Genomic DNA, 18,681 nt, shown 5'->3' on the forward strand with positions numbered 1-18,681 from the left:
AAATTTGCCCGTTAATGATTTAGTCTGATAAAATTAAAGAAATAGCCACAATATGATAGTATAATAATTAAGTGTGGAATTTATTTCCGCGAAAAAACGGAGGTCATGACATGAAACATACCATTTCTGTTCTCGTTGAGAACCACAGCGGTGTTCTTTCAAGGATATCCGGTCTGTTTTCAAGAAGAGGATTCAATATCGAAAGTCTGGCGGTAGGTCCTACAAATGATGAATCTATATCCAGGATCACCATCGTTGCTGACGGCGACGAGCACACTGTCGAGCAGATCGAAAAGCAGCTCAACAAGCTGATCGAGGTCATTAAGGTCAAGACCTTCGGCAGAGACGAGTTCGTAGCACGCGAGCTCATGATCGTAAAAGTCAGTGCTCCTGCTGACAAGCGCAGCGAGATAATGACTATCGCAGAGATCACAGGCGCTAAGGTAATGGATATCACCCTTACCACCATGACACTGGAGATATGCGACAGATACGACAGGCTGGAAAGATTCGAGAAGGTGATCGAGCCTTACGGCATACTCGAAATGGCAAGGACAGGAACTGTCGCTGTTGAGAGAGGTGCCGAGTATTTCAGCGCAAAGAAGTAAAGAAGTAGATTCCCCTTTTTACAGGGAGAAATAAATCATTCCAAATTATTTTAGGAGGAAATTAAAATGGCAGATGCAAAGATCTATTATCAGCAGGACTGCGACCTTAATGTACTGAAGGGCAAGACAGTCGCTATTATCGGTTACGGTTCACAGGGTCACGCTCACGCTCTGAACCTGAAGGAGAGCGGTATTGACGTTGTTGTTGGTCTGTATGCAGGCTCCAAGTCCGCAGAAAAGGCTAAGAAGCAGGGTCTGGACGTACTCAGCGTAGCTGACGCAGTCAAGAAGGCTGATGTTATCATGATACTCATCCCCGATGAGAAGCAGGCAGCTCTGTACAAGAGCGAGATCGCTCCTAACCTGACAGCAGGCAAGACACTGATGTTCGCTCACGGTTTCAATATCCACTTCGGCTGCATCGTTCCCCCCGCTGATGTTAACATCGTTATGATCGCTCCTAAGGGACCCGGTCACACTGTTAGAAGCGAGTATCAGGCAGGCAAGGGTGTTCCTTGTCTTATCGCTGTTGAGCAGGATGCTACAGGCAACGCTACAGAGATCGGTCTGGCTTACGCTCTGGGTATCGGCGGCGCAAGAGCAGGCGTTCTGGAGACAACATTCAGAACCGAGACTGAGACCGACCTGTTCGGTGAGCAGGCAGTTCTCTGCGGCGGCGTATGTGCTCTGATGCAGTGCGGTTTCGAGACTCTGGTTGAAGCTGGCTACGATCCCAGAAATGCTTACTTCGAGTGCATCCACGAGATGAAGCTGATCGTTGACCTGATCTATCAGTCCGGTTTCGAGGGCATGAGATACTCCATCTCCAACACTGCTGAGTACGGCGACTACATCACAGGTCCTAAGATCATCACTGAGGATACCAAGAAGGCTATGAAGAAGGTTCTCTCCGACATTCAGGATGGTTCCTTCGCTAAGGAGTTCCTGCTTGACATGAGCGACGCAGGTTCTCAGGTACACTTCAAGGCTATGAGAAAGCTCCACGCTGAGCATCCTTCCGAGAAGGTTGGTACAGAGATCAGAAAGCTGTACAGCTGGAACAACGAAGAGGACAAGCTGGTCAACAACTAATACTTGTCTGAAAGCGCATAAGCTTTTTATAAGTTTATACAAGGCACTTTTGTCAGTACGACAGAAGTGCCTTTTTATATCGCTGGGTGTATCAAAGACTTGACAAAAGTATTAAGAAATTATATAATAAAAAAGTACGGTACAGTGTATCGAAAAAACTGTTTTACAGGAGGCGACGTATAATGAAAAGAACAGCGGCATTTATCACAGCGCTTACTATGGCGTTCAGCGTGTGTGCTATCAGTGCTTCGGCAATTAACGGAGATGTCAACGGGGATGGAAAGGTCAACGTTACAGATATCTCAATAATAGCTGCACACGTTAAGGGCAAGAAACTTCTGAATGATGAGAGGAAGGCAAGGGCTGACGTTAACGGTGACGAAAAGATCAATATCTCAGATATCACTTTCGTGGCAGCACACGTCAAAGGCAAGAGGCTTCTGAAAGAAGAGCCTGCTTTAAATAAGCGTGCGCTGGTAGAATATGATTTCGGAATGTTTAAAGAGGCAGTTGGCGGCGAATACGAGCTGACAACTATCAACGAAGGACAGCCGGATATGGATGTTTTGGCAGTATACAACTTTGATGTATTCCCGAATACTTACTTCATATTCGGCAACAGAGGAAGAGACTGCATAAAAATGACCGAATCCGGTGTATTGACCTTTGATAAAGATGTGTTTGAAAAGGGGATGAACGATACCGTTCCTGCACAGGTAATACAGGTAGAAAATGGCGGAAAGATAGGCGATACCGGCTGCGTAGTGGGGATGAAGTACAGCGAGCTGAAGAAAAAGCTCGGTCTGGGCAAGGCAGTAGTTGAGAACAGCTCGCTTTCACCGAATATCCGCACTATAATTAATGGTGTTAATTGGAATTTGGTTTTCAACGATGAAGCAACACGGAAAGCGGTTAAGAACAAGCACATTAACCCGGATACTCTCCGTTCAGATGAGTTTACATTTGAAGAACTTGGCATAGATCCTGTTTGCACCTATGCTATAAGCAACAGCAATATGGTTTTCCCTACATACTCTTTCGAAAGACTGAAAGATGATATGAACGGAGAGTACGATGTCGAAGTGGTCAGCATTGGTCAGGCGGCGGGTGCTGCTATGTACAATGATGAGGTCTTCCCTAATATAAGATTTGTATTCAGACCCGATAATATGAATCTGTTCAAAGAAACAGCGGACGGATATGAAGTTGACCGTAAGAAGTTTGAAAAAATTCCGGGTGAAACTTTTGTATATGCTGTTGAATATCTGCCGGGTGCTGAGATACCCGGCAGGGGAGGCGCTAAAGTAGGCATGAAGTACAGCGAGTTGAAAGAACATATCTCGCTGGGCAAGGCTTACAAGACACCGTCGGAATTCAGCCCTGTTATAGATATTTCTATGCCTGGAGAAGACTGGATGCTGGTATTTGATGACCCTTCTATACAAGACGCTATAAAGGATATCAGCATTTTCGGAGATGAAAAGTTCAGCTTTGAAGAATACAATATTGATCCCAAGTCTACGAGAATGGTGTGGTTTAATGAGCACCTCTGATCGGGGCACAGATATGATGTAATGCAAAGGCACTTTTGTCATAAGACGAAAGTGCCTTTTAACGTGGTGTGAATAAAAAGCTGTCTTATTATTATAAAATGTTTGATAATTTTTGTGTATTCTCTATATAGTATTTAGTCTAATATCTACAAAAAAGCACTTGACTTTTGGGGCGCAGATATTATATAATATAAAAGGTATAGTATGCTATCGCCAATGGACAGAAAGGGATAATGATAAGAGAGAGTTCCCGACGGCGGTACGCTTCGGAATAAGTGTGTGATAATTTGGGGATTGCTTATGAGATATTACATATACGGTTATACGGATACAGGCAGCGTGAAAAAAAATAACGGAGACGCTGTGCTGGTCAATAATGAGGTAATAAATGAAGGCTTCCGTGAAGCGGTGCTGGACGCTCCGTTTATCACGGCGGTCTGCGACGGCGTGGGCGAAGAGAATGCAGGTGAGATAGCTGCGGGCCTTTGTCTGAAAGAGCTAGCTCTGGTCGATTACACCTCGAAGACAGATATCAAACAGTCTCTTATGGCCATACATGGAAAGATAAAGAAGCACAGTACGCAGGAAAAGTATTTGGCTAATATGCAGACGACACTTTGCGCTTTTGCTGTTGATGAGGACGGCAAGGGTCTCTGTATAAATGTGGGTGACAGCAGGATCTACAGGTATGTCAACGGTGCTATTAGGCAGCTGACCACGGATCAGAGCTACGGGCAGTATATGTTCAGCAAGGGCGAGATAGACAATGCTGAGGAGCTTGATCCCGAGAAGCGTGACGCGGTGATATCCTCCATGGGAAGTCCACAGAGCGATCCGCAGATAGATCAGACACCTCTGGTGAATGAATTCGGGGCAGAACCCGATGATATGATAATAATCACGACTGATGGTCTTTCGGACTTTGTCAGCGAGAATGAGTTTGAGATAGGGCTGGCTATGGATCTGCCGATATCCGAGAAACTGGTGGCACTGGCGAAGCTTGCGGCGCTCAACGGCGGCACGGATAATGTATCAATAATAGGTATAAAGCCATTTATTGATTTTGAAGAGCTTGCAGCGCTGACAAGACATGATGCTGTTGGGACTACCGTGAATGTTATGGAGATGCTGGGAGATCACGAGGGCGAAGAGGAAAAGGACGAGCTGAGCGATATACTCACCATAGATCTTGAGGCTATCATTGGAAAAAGTAAGCCCGTATTTCCGCCTGAATATGGTGATGTAACTCTGCCGAAGACGGAGGTTTCACCAAAGATCGAACAGCAACCAGAGCAAGAGACGGGATCGGAGCCTGAACTCCTGTCCGAATCGGAACCTGAGATCATAGTGGAATCGAAGACCGAGCCTGTGTTTGAGTCTATTGATGAATTGAAGACCGAACCTGAAAATGAACTTCAGACTGAATCTGACCCCGAACCTGAAATGATCTCTGAACAGGAGTTTGAAAAAGAGCACGAGTCACAGACGGAACTGGATGCAGAACCTGAGGCTGATATTGAACCTGCTTTTGAATCGGATAAGGAACTGCGATCTGAACCGAATCTTGAAGCGGAGTATGAATATAAAACTGAACCGGAGACCGAACCTGAAATGATATCAGAATCTTGTTCGGAGCAGGATATTATTACGGAAAACGATCCTTATCCCGAACCTGAACTGCAATTTGAAGCGGAAATACAGCCGTTATCAGAAGATGAAAACTTATCTGCACCTGAAAGCGAACTGCCGACGGAAGAGCATCATGATATAGTCAGCAGGGAAGATATCGAGCTGGAAGCTCACGACCTGTTTATGCAGGCGCAGGCGTCATTATCAAGGCTTTCAGGACTTGTTCCCAAAAAGAAAAAATTTGAATGAATTTGCATTTTGATAAAGAAATACGAATTTTAGGTAAATTTGAAACAAACTATTAGGTAATAATGATAAAATTTGTGAAAAGTCTTCTTAAAGAATACGGTAAAATGATGAATAATGGTTACAAAGTATTGACAAAAACGGTCTAATGAGTTACAATTAATATTGTAAATAGACAATGAATGTCTATTTGATATTCTGTATTAATGAATTGGAGGAATTTGAGATGAAGAATTCTAAGATCGTTGCAGCTATGACAGCTGCTGCTTTGACCGTATCTATGATGGCTGTACCTGTATTTGCTGATACAACATTTACTAAGGACAGTGAAGGCGCTTTCGTGTTTGATAATCTTGATGTTCTGAGTGATGAAGATGCTGTCATCGTAGTTACTTACACTGATGCGAATGATAACTGGGGCGATATCGGCTTTGGCTTCAGCGAAGGTGAAGAGTGGAGAAGTTGGGCTGGTGTTAATCCTGCAGGCGAAGAGGCAACTGTTGAGTATTCTGTAGCTGATATAGTTGCCGGAGCTAAGATCGAAGATATTAATGCTGTTACTTTTGGTAAGGTTGAGGGCTGGAATGGCTGCGAAATCCTTAACGTTGAGGTAAAGGCTGCAAGCGATGATGTTGATACCGGCGACGATGTTGATACTACTGACGCTGAGACCACTGATGGCGAGACCACTGATGCTGAGACTACAGGCGAAGATGATTACACCACCGGCGACCTGGATGGCAACGGCGTGATCAACGTTAACGATATCGTTAAGCTGGCTGCTCACATCAAGGGCAAGAGAATGCTCTCTGCTGCTGCTATAAAGGCTGCTGACGTTAACGGCGACGGCAAGCTCGATATCAATGACCTTGTTAAGATCGCTGCTCACGTAAAGGGCAAGAGACTGCTGTACTAATTTACAGCTTAGTCTTAATGTAGATAACAAATTCAAAAACGCTTTCGTCTTTTTGGGCGAAAGCGTTTTTTTAATTGTGCGTTGTTGATAAAATTACACGGGTAAGTTTGTAAGGAATAATTATTACAAAGTGGAAAAACAGGTTGAATTTGCAATAAAAATGTGATATCATATGAAAGTAAGGTCTGGCTTATTATTTTAGTATCCATATAAAGAACAGGAGAATTAAAATGGCATACGGAGATTATGAAACTTACAACAGAGATAACAGCGCAAGAGGTTATGCTTCTCAGGCTGACCGCCACATGGAAGTTGACCTCAAATGCCCGAACTGCATGGGCGAGAGAGATATTGACGTTAATAACATGGTGCTGTTCTGTCCTTACTGCGACAGCAGACAGATACTTTCGGATTACGAGATGGAGGCTTACTGCAGGCTGAAAGGCATAACTCCGCCTGTAAAGGCAGCACCGCCCGTATACAATAATTATATTCCCAGCGAGACCATAGTGATGAGGGAGTATGTTCCTAACCCGCAGCCTGTATATCAGCCTCAGCCTCAACCGCAGAATGGCAAGTCTAATAGGATACTTTGGATCATCGGATTTTGTTGCGCGCCCCAGTTTACTATACCGCTGTGGTTCATTGTGACGAAGAGGATACAAACAAAGGTGAAGGTAATTGTTGGCGTTATATTATTGTTTATTATAATAAGTGCGGCTACATAACAGTGTCAGTATAAAGCATATAAATGTGTAATACACCTCCGGGCTTTCGGGGGTGTTTTTTTGTGTTTTGGTAAGTATTTTACAAAATTTTGGTAACACTATGAATAAAGTGATAAATCCATTCGGATTAACCAGAAAAATTTGAATTAAATGACGAAAAAGTTTTTAAATTGTGTATATTTATTGACAAAAGCCCTCTGTAATGGTACCATATTAATATATATAGCTTTTTGCAGGCTATATGAAGCTGCACGGGTCTGTCGGGAAACGTGGGGCTTAAAACTATTTTGGAGGGGGAATGCAAAAATGAGAAAAAGTACTCATAGACCGCAGTACAGGCTGCTTTCGGGATTGCTCTCGCTGGTATGCCTGTTTACTGTTGCGTTTGGGTCTGTGCCTTCTGTGAGTGCGGAATCTGCTGAACTGCCCGAGAATATCGAGCTGTTCTTCTCGAAAACCGAGACTGACGGTACAGGCGAGGTCATTTCGGATGACGGAAGAACTGCGGATTATACCATCGAGGGCAAAACACAGCAGGTCAACGTAACGCTGAGACTCAGCCTTAACAAGACCTATGAGGCAGGTCGTCTGGAGATAGAGGTTCCTTACAGCGCCTTTGAAGACCGCTACGGTGATCCTTTTGCGCTGACGGCAAAGGAGGCTTTTCTTAATCAGCTCTCGACGGATACTTCGCTGCTGAAGGTCAAGGAGGACAGGTCTTATACTGACGGTGTTATTATTCTTGAGAATGTAAAGGCATCTTCACCGCATATCGACCTTAATCTTCATTACACGATAAGTGCGAACAGGGTAGCCGATAACAGTGAGCAGGGTTACACTATCAAGATCTTCGATAATGAGCTTGGAGAGGACCGCACGCCTGATACTATCACGGCATCTTTCCACACCCATGTCAGAGATGCTGAGGTGTATAAATACACCGAGAACGATGGCGTAAATCAGGGCTGTTACTATGCATGGGACGATATGCTTGAAAGCAAGTATCATCTTTCAAGGTATGGCATTGATGAGGCAGAGTTCAAAAAACAGCTGAAAGAGTATGCTTTCATAGGTTATCGTCTGGAGACCTCTGTGGAATACAATCAGCCTGTTATCACATACATCGATGATCTTCCCGACGGCGGTGAGGTCATCGCTGTATCCCAGGCGGCGGATTATGAAAATACTATCCCGCTTGAAAAAGAGGAAGATGGAGAGTATGCAGGCCAGTGGAAGTATGAGGGCGCAGCTTCACGTTTCATCGTGCTGGTAAGATATCCCAGGGAAACAGCTGAGGCTGTTGATTCAAACGGAAAACGTGTAAAGCTTAAAAACGATGCAACGATCACTTATGCGGGCATTGACGGTGATGAAAACGATGTTACCTATGATTCTGACTCAGTGACTTCTGTATGGCAGGATATGGGCGCTATTTACAGCGGCGATATCTGGAGCGTTGTCAAGAAGGGCGGTCCCGATCCTGTGGGCGCTGTCGATCTGCTGAAAGCAGGCAAGGATGCAGAGCTCACATACGATATCGAGGGCATCGGTCTGACTTACAAGTACGGTGCTGTTGACGACTTCACATACAAGGATGGTCCTTACTGGATGGAAGTTGTTGACGATGCGCTTTATGTGAACGGTCTTGGTGATGACGGAAGTGACATCAAGCGTTTGCAGCCCGATGATTTCTATTTCAGGACCTTCACTATGGAGGTAGTACACAAGGCAGTAAAATCAGTTACACTTAATCTTGATGTTAAGGAAAGTGAAGATCTGCCTATAAACAAGAGAAAGCCTGTTGAAGTATATGTTATGACTGCCGACGATCCCGACAAGTGGCAGCTCGATCAGGAAATATCTCTTGCTGACGGAAACAGCAATTTCAGATATGCCGATGAAGACGGCAACACAGTTTTTGAATTCAAGCACGACAAAGTATACAGGATAAAGTTCGTATACCGCGATGCTAACGGTGATATAAACCTGAGATCCAAGGTATCGGGCGTACTCAGAGGTGAGGGACCTGTTGTAAAGCAGGTGCTTGAAAATATGGATAAGATACATCTGGAAAATTTCCAGGTGTACAACTGGGATGCTCAGATGGGCTACAATGCTGCGGGTGAATGGGAAAATCCGACCAACGGCAGCACCATCTATGCTGCAAAGGATTATGTAAAGCAGGATCTTATTGACCTTGATGCTGAGCTTTATGATGGCCATTCCAACGAAGAAGGCAATATCAAGGTAGCAACAAGACTTTCGGCTAAGAACAATCTGACCAGCATTGATCCTTTCTGCGGACTTTCAAAGAAGAGCAACGGTATTGTTCAGGAGGACAAAAAGGTATATACCTCTTACTACCTGGCTGCTGTTACAGGCAGAGCATCTAATGAGGCAGACCTCAGACAGCTGGCTGAACTGGGAGTCATCAGGGGCGATAAGGAGATAGTGTTCCATGAGCTGCTGCCTATGGGCATGAGTGTTATTGAGGTCACTCCGATGCAGGATAAGCTTGTACTTTCGGACAGCCCCAAGGAGTACAACTGGGAACAGCTGTGGAGAAAGAAAAGCGGTCAGGTTGAACCCATAAACACAGAAGTACCCGAGGTAACTTTTGAAACTATCGAAAACTACAAGGGCACTCACAGGCAGTACGCAAAGATAACGGTGAAGTATAATGATCTTCCTGTGGTGAAGCTCGGCGAGGGCAGCGACAGCTGTTATTCTCTGGGTTCGGTAATATACCTGAAAGCTGTGGCTGACTATGAGGAGCTGAGAAGCACAAAGCTTGACAACTTCGCAGAGGCACAGTTCATCGATAAGAACGGCAAGCCTTTTGATCTTGTGGGTCTGAAAGCGCTGGCTGACGATGGAAAGATATTTGAGGAAGTCAAGGACAGAGACGGTAACCAGGTGTTTGAAGATATCGACGGCGACGGAGATACAACACATACCAATATAGTTGCTGCTATGGCAGAAGACGAAGTTACCATGTTCTATTCCGCAACTACGCTGAAAAAGAAGATCAAGGCAGATGACTATGATCTGGATTTCAAGGACTTTACACAGACCTATGCGGGTCACAACTACACTTACAGACTTCAGTTCTTCTCTAATGAGGGACTTTCTAAGAATGTAGTAATATACGATTCCATAGAGGAAGCTTACAAGGAACCCGAGTTTGCGGGTATGCCTTACTGGAAGGGTACTCTCTACGGAGTGGATATCAGCGAGGCTAAGGAAGAATTCGGTGATGTAAAGGTATTTGTAAACACAAATAAGTTCTATGATGAGGTAGAAATGGCTACCGATACCGCCCTTGGCAAGCCCGGACTTGTACCCGAGATGCTTACCGAGGAAAATAACTGGTACGAGATCGATCCCGATAATTACGATAACTGGGCTAAGGTAAAGACTATCGCATTCAAGATAGGTGAAGATGTCGAATTCGGTTCGGCACAGGATATGCCTCATTCGGTATGCGTTTACCTGAAAATGACAGCACCTGACAGTATCCATAAGGATCAGACCAAGACAAATCAGGTACTGGCTTACAATGCGCCCGCATATTACTGCGAGAAGTCGGTACAGACCAGATGGGTAAAGGATACAACTATCGCTAACGTTGTTACCATAGGTCTTAAATCTGCGGTCAAGAGCTTCCCTGCGATAGCTAAGACCGTTGATGGCGATACATCTGATGATTTTGAGGCTGTCTGCGATTTCGGCATAAAGCCTCTGAACGGTGCGCCTGCACCCAGAGCTTACAAGGACGGCGTATGGGGCAAGGCTATAAGCACTGTCAAGGTACCTGTCAACGGTACAGAAACTGCTATCGGCGATGAGAACGGCAGTCTGATGTTTACTGAGCCGGGCGTATTTGAATACGAGGTATCCGAGAAGACAGGCAATAAGAAAGGCATGACTTACTCCGGCGAGAAGTTCAAGGTAGTATTCACTGTCAGCGATGTCCGCAGGGATATACAGTATGATGATAATACCGAGCTTACTGTTAAGACTGAGGTATACCGCACACATGACTTTGAAGGCAAGGCACTTTCCGAGCCTGTTGAAGTTCAGCAGATAGAGTTTACCAACAAGTATTCTCCTGCGCCTGCAAGGGCTGCGATACCTGTCATCAGCAAGAAGATAGAGGGCAGTGCAAGAGGTGCTGAAAAGCGTTTCATATTCTCGATTCAGCCCTTTACAAATCTTGGCGGCAGAAGCGATGCGCCTGCACCCGAGAATACCAGAGTGACTATCACAGGCGAGGGTACTGCTGAATTCGGCAAGGTCGAATTCACCAAGGCAGGTCAGTACGATTATGCTATATTTGAAGTTAATTCGGCTTATACAGGCTATACTTTCGATACCAGAGGATATCTGGTAAGATTCAACGTTACAGACAATGACGGTCAGCTTGAAGCAGAGCTGCTTCCTTTGCAGGTGCTGTATCCCGAAACCAGGTATTACGAGCCTGCTGATAAGGCTGAGTTCGTAAACGAGTATTCACCTGCACCTACCGACACGGTAGTATTCCCTGATGTTGTCAAGCTGTTCAGCGGTACTGAAAGACCTGACGACAAGGTATTCAGCTTCAGCATATCGGCTAAGGACGGCAAGGATATCCCTATGCCCGAAGTAACAAATGTTACTGTTGAGGGCGCAGGCAAGGCTTCCTTCGGAAGCATGACCTATGATAAGGTCGGTGTATATGTTTACGAGATAACCGAGGACGACCTCGACAGCAGCTATGTTGGCTACTCCAAGGATAATACTGTATACACATTCACTGTAACTGTTACCGATAATGACAGCGTTCTTTCTGCTAAGACCAAGCTTACAAAGGGTAATGCAGAAGTCGGCGCGGCTGAGTTTGTGAATGATTATACTCCTGTTATTGCAGAACTGGTACCTCCTGTGGCTGTAAAGGAGATAGTCGGAAAAGACCCCAATGAAGCACAGCGCGTGTTCACATTTGAGCTTTCTGCTGCTGAGGGAGAAAATGCCGATATCCCTATGCCTCAGAAGACGACAGCTTCTGTAACAGGAAGCGGCGAGGCTGAACCCTTCGGCACTATCGCATTCAGCAAGGCGGGCACATACCGCTATGTTATCAGCGAGAACGATCTTGATGAGAGCTATACGAACTACACCAAGGATGATACTGTATACACGCTGACAGTTACTGTAAAGGACGAGAGCGGCGAGTACAAGGCTGTATACTCCATCGAGAAGAACGGCGATAAGGCTGACGAACTGAAGTTCGTGAACATCTATCAGCCAAATCCCGTTGATACAGAACTTGATATCAAGAAGTTCGTAGAGGGCAATGCTCCCGATGAAGATGAGGTCTACACATTTGAACTGACAGGTAAGGACGGCGCTCCTGTTCCCGAGAACACCACTGTTGATATCACAGGTGCGGGCAAGGCTGTATTCGGCAGCTGGACTTACACAGAAGCAGGCGTATATGTATACGAGGTAAGTGAGATCGCAGGCAGCAGCAATAACTGCTCTTACGATAAGACCGTATATACCGTGACCGATACTGTTACCGACAATGACGGCGTGCTTACCGTAAGCAGAGACATTACCGACGGCGACGGAAAGTCTGCTGACGAGGCAGTGTTCGTCAACATCTATGACGATGATGTACCTACCGACGAAGAGGACAGCAGTGAAGCTGATTCTTCAAGCAGACCCGAGAAGGACGATGATTCGTCCCGCGGCGTTGAGACTCCTGAGGATTCTTCATCCAATTCGGAGAGCTCTTCAAGCGAGAGCAGCAGCTCGAAGTCTGATTCTTCTGAAACCAGCAGTGCAGGCGGTTCTACTGTACAGAGCAACTCGAACCCCAACACAGGTGTTAAGAGTCTTGTGGGCATACAGGTAGTTATGCTTGGCGCATTGCTTTGCGTGATGAAAAAGAAGAAAGAGGACAAGTAGATAAAGCAAAGTGACGCTCCCGATGATGTCGTGAGCAACACACAAGCAAATACATAGGATCATAAAGCACCGATATTTTTACGATATCGGTGCTTTTATCTATATTGAAGCTAAGTTGGTTTAATGGGATATTTATGTCGGTCATATAATATCTTGTGTAATTCTATCAATATTCAGCCTGTTTTTAAGGTCATATTGCTGTTTGCGAAACAATTTTCAACAGCGGTAATAGTATACTATTCACAAAGATAAATTATTTTTCTAAAACCTATTGACATGATAGGAAAAATATGATATTATTAGTCCATCGTAAGAAACCTAGTAATCAACTAGGATAACTAAAATAAGAAAGCGGGCGATGATATGAAGCATATCAGCCGAAGCGTAAAAGTATCATCACATCTGCGAATGTGCTGATCTGAATACGTTGATAAGGCATTATAGGACAGTACATTATTTAAATATCATGAAAAGAGGAATTAATTATGAGTAATATAAATGAGAGAAAACTGAGATTTGAGACCAGACAGCTTCACGTAGGTCAGGAGAGCCCCGACCCTGCAACCGATGCAAGAGCAGTTCCGATATATCTGACATCCAGCTATGTGTTCCACAACTCCGAGCACGCTGCTGACAGATTCGGTCTGAGAGATGCAGGCAACATCTACGGCAGACTTACAAACCCCACACAGGGCGTTTTTGAAGAGAGAATAGCTTCCCTCGAAGGCGGCGTTGCCGCTCTGGCAGTATCCTCTGGTGCGGCTGCTATAACCTACGCTATACAGGGCGCAGCTCACGCAGGTGACCACATCGTAGCAGCTAAGAACATCTACGGCGGTACTTACAACCTGCTGAAGCACACACTTCCCGCTTACGGCATCGAAAGCACATTCGTTGATCCTTTCGATTATGACGCTATCGAAGCTGCTATTCAGGATAACACCAAGGCTATCGAGATAGAGACTCTCGGCAACCCCAATTCCGAGGTCGTTGATATCGAGCGCATCGCGAAGATCGCACACGCTCACAATATCCCCCTGATAGTTGATAATACATTCGCTACACCTTATCTGGTAAGACCTATCGAGCACGGTGCTGATATCGTTGTTCATTCCGCAACTAAGTTCATCGGCGGTCACGGCACAACAATAGGCGGCGTTATCGTTGACAGCGGCAATTTCAACTGGGAAGGCGCTGGCAAGCACCCCTGGCTGTATGAACCAAACGTAAGCTACCACGGCGTAAGCTTCACAAAGGCAGTTGGCGCAGCAGCTTATGTTACATACATCAGAGCTATCCTGCTGAGAGATACAGGCTCTACCCTCTCTCCCGTACACGCATTCGTATTCCTGCAGGGTCTGGAGACACTTTCTCTCAGAGTTGAGCGTCACGTTGAGAACGCACTGAAAGTCGTTCAGTTCCTGAAATCTCAGCCCCAGGTAGAAAAGGTAAATCACCCCTCGATATCCGAAGATCCTGTTCAGCAGGAGCTTTACAAGAAGTACTTCCCCAATGGCGGCGGTTCTATATTCACATTCGAGATAAAGGGCGGTGCAGCAGAAGCTCAGAAGTTCATCGACAATCTGCAGCTGTTCAGCCTGCTGGCTAACGTTGCTGACGTTAAGTCACTGGCTATCCACCCCGCATCTACAACTCATTCCGAGTGCAATGAGGAAGAACTGCTGGAGCAGGGTATCCGTCCCAACACTATCAGACTTTCCATCGGTACAGAACATATCGACGATATCATAGAAGACCTCTCCGAGGCATTCAAGGCTCTCTAAGGGTTAGTGCGAAACCTTTCCGAGATCGATAGCATAACAAAACTTTTCACAGGTCATTGACGATTCATACCTTCTTACTTATAAATACGTAAAACGCCGCCGCGGTAAGCCATAGTACCGCGGCGGTGTTTTTTAGTTATGATAATAGTGTAAATGCCAAAGCCTTTCAGCCTTGGCATTATACGTATTTTTTTATATTGCTGCTTCAAATGTCGGTACCAGTCTTCCGCTTATACCCTCGGCTGCGGGTCTGTCGGCATCGGGGAGCCATGCGTAGCGGATCTTATCTGCATTATCGGCTGTGAAGTCCAGCAGAAGTCCGCCGCGGTTTTCTTTTACGTTGACCGATCTCCAGCCCTCGGGGGTGTGTACCTCAAAGTACTTTGTATCCTTATCGGTGAGAGTAACATCCTCGCGGAAACCTACCATTATGCCGTCGGAAGTGCGGCGTATCATTGTGGGGCTGACGGGCAGAGGGTCGCCCTTGCCATAGATAAGGCGCATCACGCAGTCGCAGAGTGCCGCGCCGACGCTTTCTTTATCTATGGGGTGGAGGTCGTTGTTTTCGCCCATGCCCAGAGTTACTGCCATAGTCGTATCGGGGATATTGCAGCATTCAAGCTGTTTCTGGCGTATCTTAACCCAGCCCTCGCCGCCGGGGGTCCAGTTGGGCAGCTGTACGGAAACTACGGGTATTTTGTAACCGCAGCGCTCTCTGTAATACTCGACAAAGCGTCTGTACAGACCATCGTAGATATCGGCATTGCCACAGTTGGTCTCGCCCTGATATATCAGCATACCCTTGAAAGGCAGTCTGTACGCGGGGGCTGTCATGTAGGCGTAGACAGCCAGTTCCTTTGAGGGCAGAAATTCTACTGTGCCGCGGACAGGGGCTTTTACTGCGGGCATGAAATCCCATTCGCCCTCGAGGTCGATAACGGTATCGCCAAGCTTTACACAGAAGCGCTTGCCCTCGGTGAAGCCGCCGAAGCCGTTGTTTATGTCAAGACGGACAGCTACGCGGTTAGTTCCGCTGTGAAGAATCTTTTCGGGGATCTCGTAGTATCTGGGCGGATAAAGATAAGTCGTTTCGCCAACCTTTACGCCGTTGATGTAGGATATATCCGCATCTACCAGAGTGCCGAGTATCAGCATGGCATCTGAAAGGTCTGCACCTGCTGGTATCTCAAACTCTTTCCAGAACCATATACGTCCGCAGAAACCGTTCATATCGGGGAGGTCGTTGACCATGAAAGGCACGGTGCATTTTTTGCTTTCGGCAGGATATTTACCACTGATGACATCCTTGCCTATATTATCGCGGCTTTCAACATAAGCAGACCATTCTTTTTCGATCTTCTCGCCCTCGGAAAGAGTTCTCTCCATGTAGCCGTCGGCTGTGACCATATCGGTTACGGGGTCAAGCTCGTGGAATTCGCGGCAGACCTCTGCGGGTATACGACCTTCGATAGCCGAGCCGCCTGCTGATGTATTCACAAGTCCTATGGGCACGCCTATCTCGGCGAAAAGCTTTTTAGCGAAATGATAGCCTGCGGCACTCATATTAAGTTCCTTGTCATCACAGGCACGCACCCAGCTTCCGCCTGTGAAAGTGCCTGACTCTTTGCCTGCTTCAAAACTCAGGGCAATGGGCACGCGGTATTCACGGATAAGTTCTTCCTCGGGAACGGGAACATCACCCTTGAAAGGGTCGTAGGTGCGGTTGAGGGGGAGTTCCATGTTCGACTGTCCTGTGATGTGGAAAACATCGCCGAAAAGGACATCGCTTATCACCTGCATTACGTTGCCGCAGCGTATTTTTATTGTGTAGGGCAGACAGTCCGCTTTGCCCTCGGGTACAGCTATGCGCCATCTGCCGTCGGCGGCAATGCGGGAACGTCCGCATATCTTGTCATCGCGTTCAAGGGTGAGGGTCATTTCACCTTTGCCGCTGCCTGTTATGAAATTCTCGACACCTCTCTGCAGGATCATTCCGTCAGAAAAAATGTCATCTGCCTTAAAAACGTTCATATTCTTACTCCTAATATATCTCTCGTCCGTTTTCATCATCAATGCCCGAAAGCCTGTGGAAGAAACAGTTGATTATATCGCGCCATTCCTTAGCGCATCTCAGCTGTTCAGCAAAACGTTCACAGCCGTTTTTGAAAGTGCGGTCATCTATTTTGCCTTCGAGCCCATGCCACAGCTCGGCGAAATGCTCTGCTTTTGCATAGCCCTCAAAGTGGGTATCGTATATGTGCTGTATCACTGTCTTTCCGCTGTGGAGCCTGTGAGTATAGGGCACGCGGTGGAAGAACAGCAGAAGTTCATCGGGGCATTTTGTGATATCTCCGTAGACCTCTGCCAGCGCGGGGGCGTACTGTTCGCTGTATCCCGAACCCGAAGCACTTCTGTCAACGCCCACGGCATCTCTGTCAGCACGGTTGTATGTGCCCCATCTGTCAAATTCATAACCCCATGGGGACGGACCGTAGTGGTCATTGGGGTGGCACATCCAGCCGATACCCAACGGGACGGTATAGTCCTCGTAAGCCTGTTTTGAGTTGAGAAGTATCTCCTTTACTGCCGAGGTGACTTTTTCATCATCGCCGAACATCAGCCTTGTCCATTCCTCTGCAAGTTCGGTGTATGAGACTTCTTCATCGAAGAGAAGTCTGCCGTAGCCGTAAAGGTTGGCGGCGGCAAGTTCACTGCCTGTCCAGCAGTAGCTGTCGCCTGTATTTGCCACCGCGGCAACTCCGCAGACTATCCTGCTTACGCGGTCATCGGGGAGGTCGTGGCGGGTGTGATGTTCCATTATCTCCTTGAACATGGGTATCAGCCAGCAAACGTGTTTCTGCTGACCTGTATACTCCTGTGCAAGCTGGAATTCTATGATAAGATTTGTATTTTTCATCGCACCGAAAAGCGGGTGTACGGGTTCGCGTATCTGGAAATCCACAGGACCATTCTTGGCTTGCAGATACACGTTATCATCGAACTGTCCGTCCAGCCCGATGAAGTTATCGTAGCTGGCGCAAGCCCTGTCGGTCTTCTTGTCACGCCAGTCCTGTGTGCAGTTGTACACGAAGCATCTCCAGATAACTATACCGCCGTAGGGCTTTACCGCCCTTGCCAGCATATTTGCGCCGTCGGCATGAGTTCTGCCGTAAGCCATAGGTCCGGGCTCGCCTTCGGAGTCAGCCTTTACAAGGAAACCGCCCAGATTCTTTATCTTGCTGAAAATCAGCGCACAGGTGGTGTTCCACCATTCGATGACATTTTCATCCAGCGGGTCGGCCGTATCAAGACCGCATATAGTTTTAGGTGCGGCAAAATCGGGGCATATAAAAAGCTTTATTCCGTACCTTGCAAAAAGTTCGCCGAGGTTTGTGAGGCTTTCTGCAAACTCTATCGAGAGCAGAAGCTTTGCTTTGCGGCGGACATTCACGTTGTTTATAACAACACCGTTTATGCCGATGGAAGCCATAAGCCTTGCGTACATGACAGTGCGCTCGTTTACTTCAAGTTCCTCATTTACAAAAAAGAAGGACTTGCCCGAATATCCGCGTTCGATATCGCCGTCAGCCTCGTCCCAGTGATTCAGCATACGTATTGGCTGAGAGGGCTTTTTGTGGGCGGTGAAGCTGATGAATCTTCCCGCAAGTGCGATCTTTCTTAAAAATGCGAACACACCGTACAGCAGACCTGTTTCACTGCCTGCGCATATCTCCGTGATATTCGCGGAAGCCGCGATATCGTATTCTTCCTCTGAAAGTTCGGGGCGTATAGTCAGTACGATGAGGCATGAATCATCATCGAATACTTCGGATTTCCACAGAACTATCGCATCGGGCACCATTGAAGCCATAGCGATCTTTAATTCTTCAAATGCAGCAGAATCCTTCAGCATGTTGTCACAGCTTATTATCACCCTGCTGCGGTTATCTGCAAGCTTTCTGTAATCCAGCCATAATTTTGAGAACTCCATGATCGTTGACCTCCGTACACACCTTAAATACCATGTTTACCCCTATTATATTTCAAATACGGCGCATATTGCTATCCATTTATTGCGAACTTTCCGTCATAAATTGATAACATATACTAATGTACGAAAGGTTTGCGGCGCAGGTATGGTCCAAATGCACAAGATGCTGTGGAAATGTGCTA

10 protein-coding genes are annotated in these 18,681 nt (G+C 46.5%); 8 read left to right on the forward strand and 2 right to left on the reverse strand.

Annotation, left to right across the window (positions count from 1 at the left end):
• Positions 1 to 110 precede the first annotated feature (110 nt).
• From ilvN to N773_RS0116365, 8 genes are all read left to right on the forward strand, one after another.
• Positions 111 to 608, forward strand: coding sequence for an acetolactate synthase small subunit (gene ilvN / locus N773_RS0116330; protein WP_013497241.1), 498 nt, complete (start codon positions 111 to 113; stop codon positions 606 to 608).
• A gap of 66 nt (positions 609 to 674) precedes the next feature.
• Positions 675 to 1,700 carry a ketol-acid reductoisomerase gene (ilvC, locus tag N773_RS0116335; protein ID WP_013497242.1) on the forward strand — a complete coding sequence of 342 codons (1,026 nt, stop codon included), beginning with the start codon at positions 675 to 677 and terminating at the stop codon, positions 1,698 to 1,700.
• Positions 1,701 to 1,882: 182 nt separating this feature from the next.
• Positions 1,883 to 3,253, forward strand: a complete 1,371-nt coding sequence (locus N773_RS21415) for a dockerin type I repeat-containing protein (protein WP_024858799.1) — start codon at positions 1,883 to 1,885, stop codon at positions 3,251 to 3,253.
• Between the two features lie 300 nt (positions 3,254 to 3,553).
• Positions 3,554 to 5,131, forward strand: a complete 1,578-nt coding sequence (locus N773_RS0116345) for a protein phosphatase 2C domain-containing protein (RefSeq protein ID WP_024858800.1) — start codon at positions 3,554 to 3,556, stop codon at positions 5,129 to 5,131.
• Positions 5,132 to 5,354: 223 nt separating this feature from the next.
• On the forward strand, positions 5,355 to 6,044 hold the full coding sequence (locus N773_RS0116350) for a dockerin type I repeat-containing protein (protein ID WP_024858801.1): 690 nt from the start codon (positions 5,355 to 5,357) through the stop codon (positions 6,042 to 6,044).
• 230 nt (positions 6,045 to 6,274) lie between these two features.
• Positions 6,275 to 6,772 (forward strand): hypothetical protein, encoded by a 498-nt coding sequence (locus N773_RS0116355; protein ID WP_024858802.1) that lies wholly within the window; start codon positions 6,275 to 6,277, stop codon positions 6,770 to 6,772.
• Between the two features lie 306 nt (positions 6,773 to 7,078).
• Positions 7,079 to 12,724 (forward strand): Spy0128 family protein, encoded by a 5,646-nt coding sequence (locus N773_RS0116360; protein ID WP_024858803.1) that lies wholly within the window; start codon positions 7,079 to 7,081, stop codon positions 12,722 to 12,724.
• Positions 12,725 to 13,209: 485 nt separating this feature from the next.
• Positions 13,210 to 14,508 carry an O-acetylhomoserine aminocarboxypropyltransferase/cysteine synthase family protein gene (locus N773_RS0116365; RefSeq protein ID WP_024858804.1) on the forward strand — a complete coding sequence of 433 codons (1,299 nt, stop codon included), beginning with the start codon at positions 13,210 to 13,212 and terminating at the stop codon, positions 14,506 to 14,508.
• A gap of 192 nt (positions 14,509 to 14,700) precedes the next feature.
• On the opposite strand, the gene N773_RS0116370 is transcribed toward N773_RS0116365, so the two are convergent.
• The gene (locus N773_RS0116370; RefSeq protein WP_024858805.1) at positions 14,701 to 16,539 is read right to left on the reverse strand and encodes a hypothetical protein; all 1,839 of its coding nucleotides are present in this window, start codon (positions 16,537 to 16,539) and stop codon (positions 14,701 to 14,703) included.
• Positions 16,540 to 16,549: 10 nt separating this feature from the next.
• Positions 16,550 to 18,499, reverse strand: a complete 1,950-nt coding sequence (locus N773_RS0116375) for an alpha-glucuronidase (protein WP_024858806.1) — start codon at positions 18,497 to 18,499, stop codon at positions 16,550 to 16,552.
• Positions 18,500 to 18,681 lie beyond the last annotated feature (182 nt).

This window comes from Ruminococcus albus AD2013 (genome assembly GCF_000526775.1).
In the GTDB taxonomy this organism is placed as follows: Bacteria; Bacillota; Clostridia; order Oscillospirales; family Ruminococcaceae; genus Hominimerdicola; species Hominimerdicola alba_A.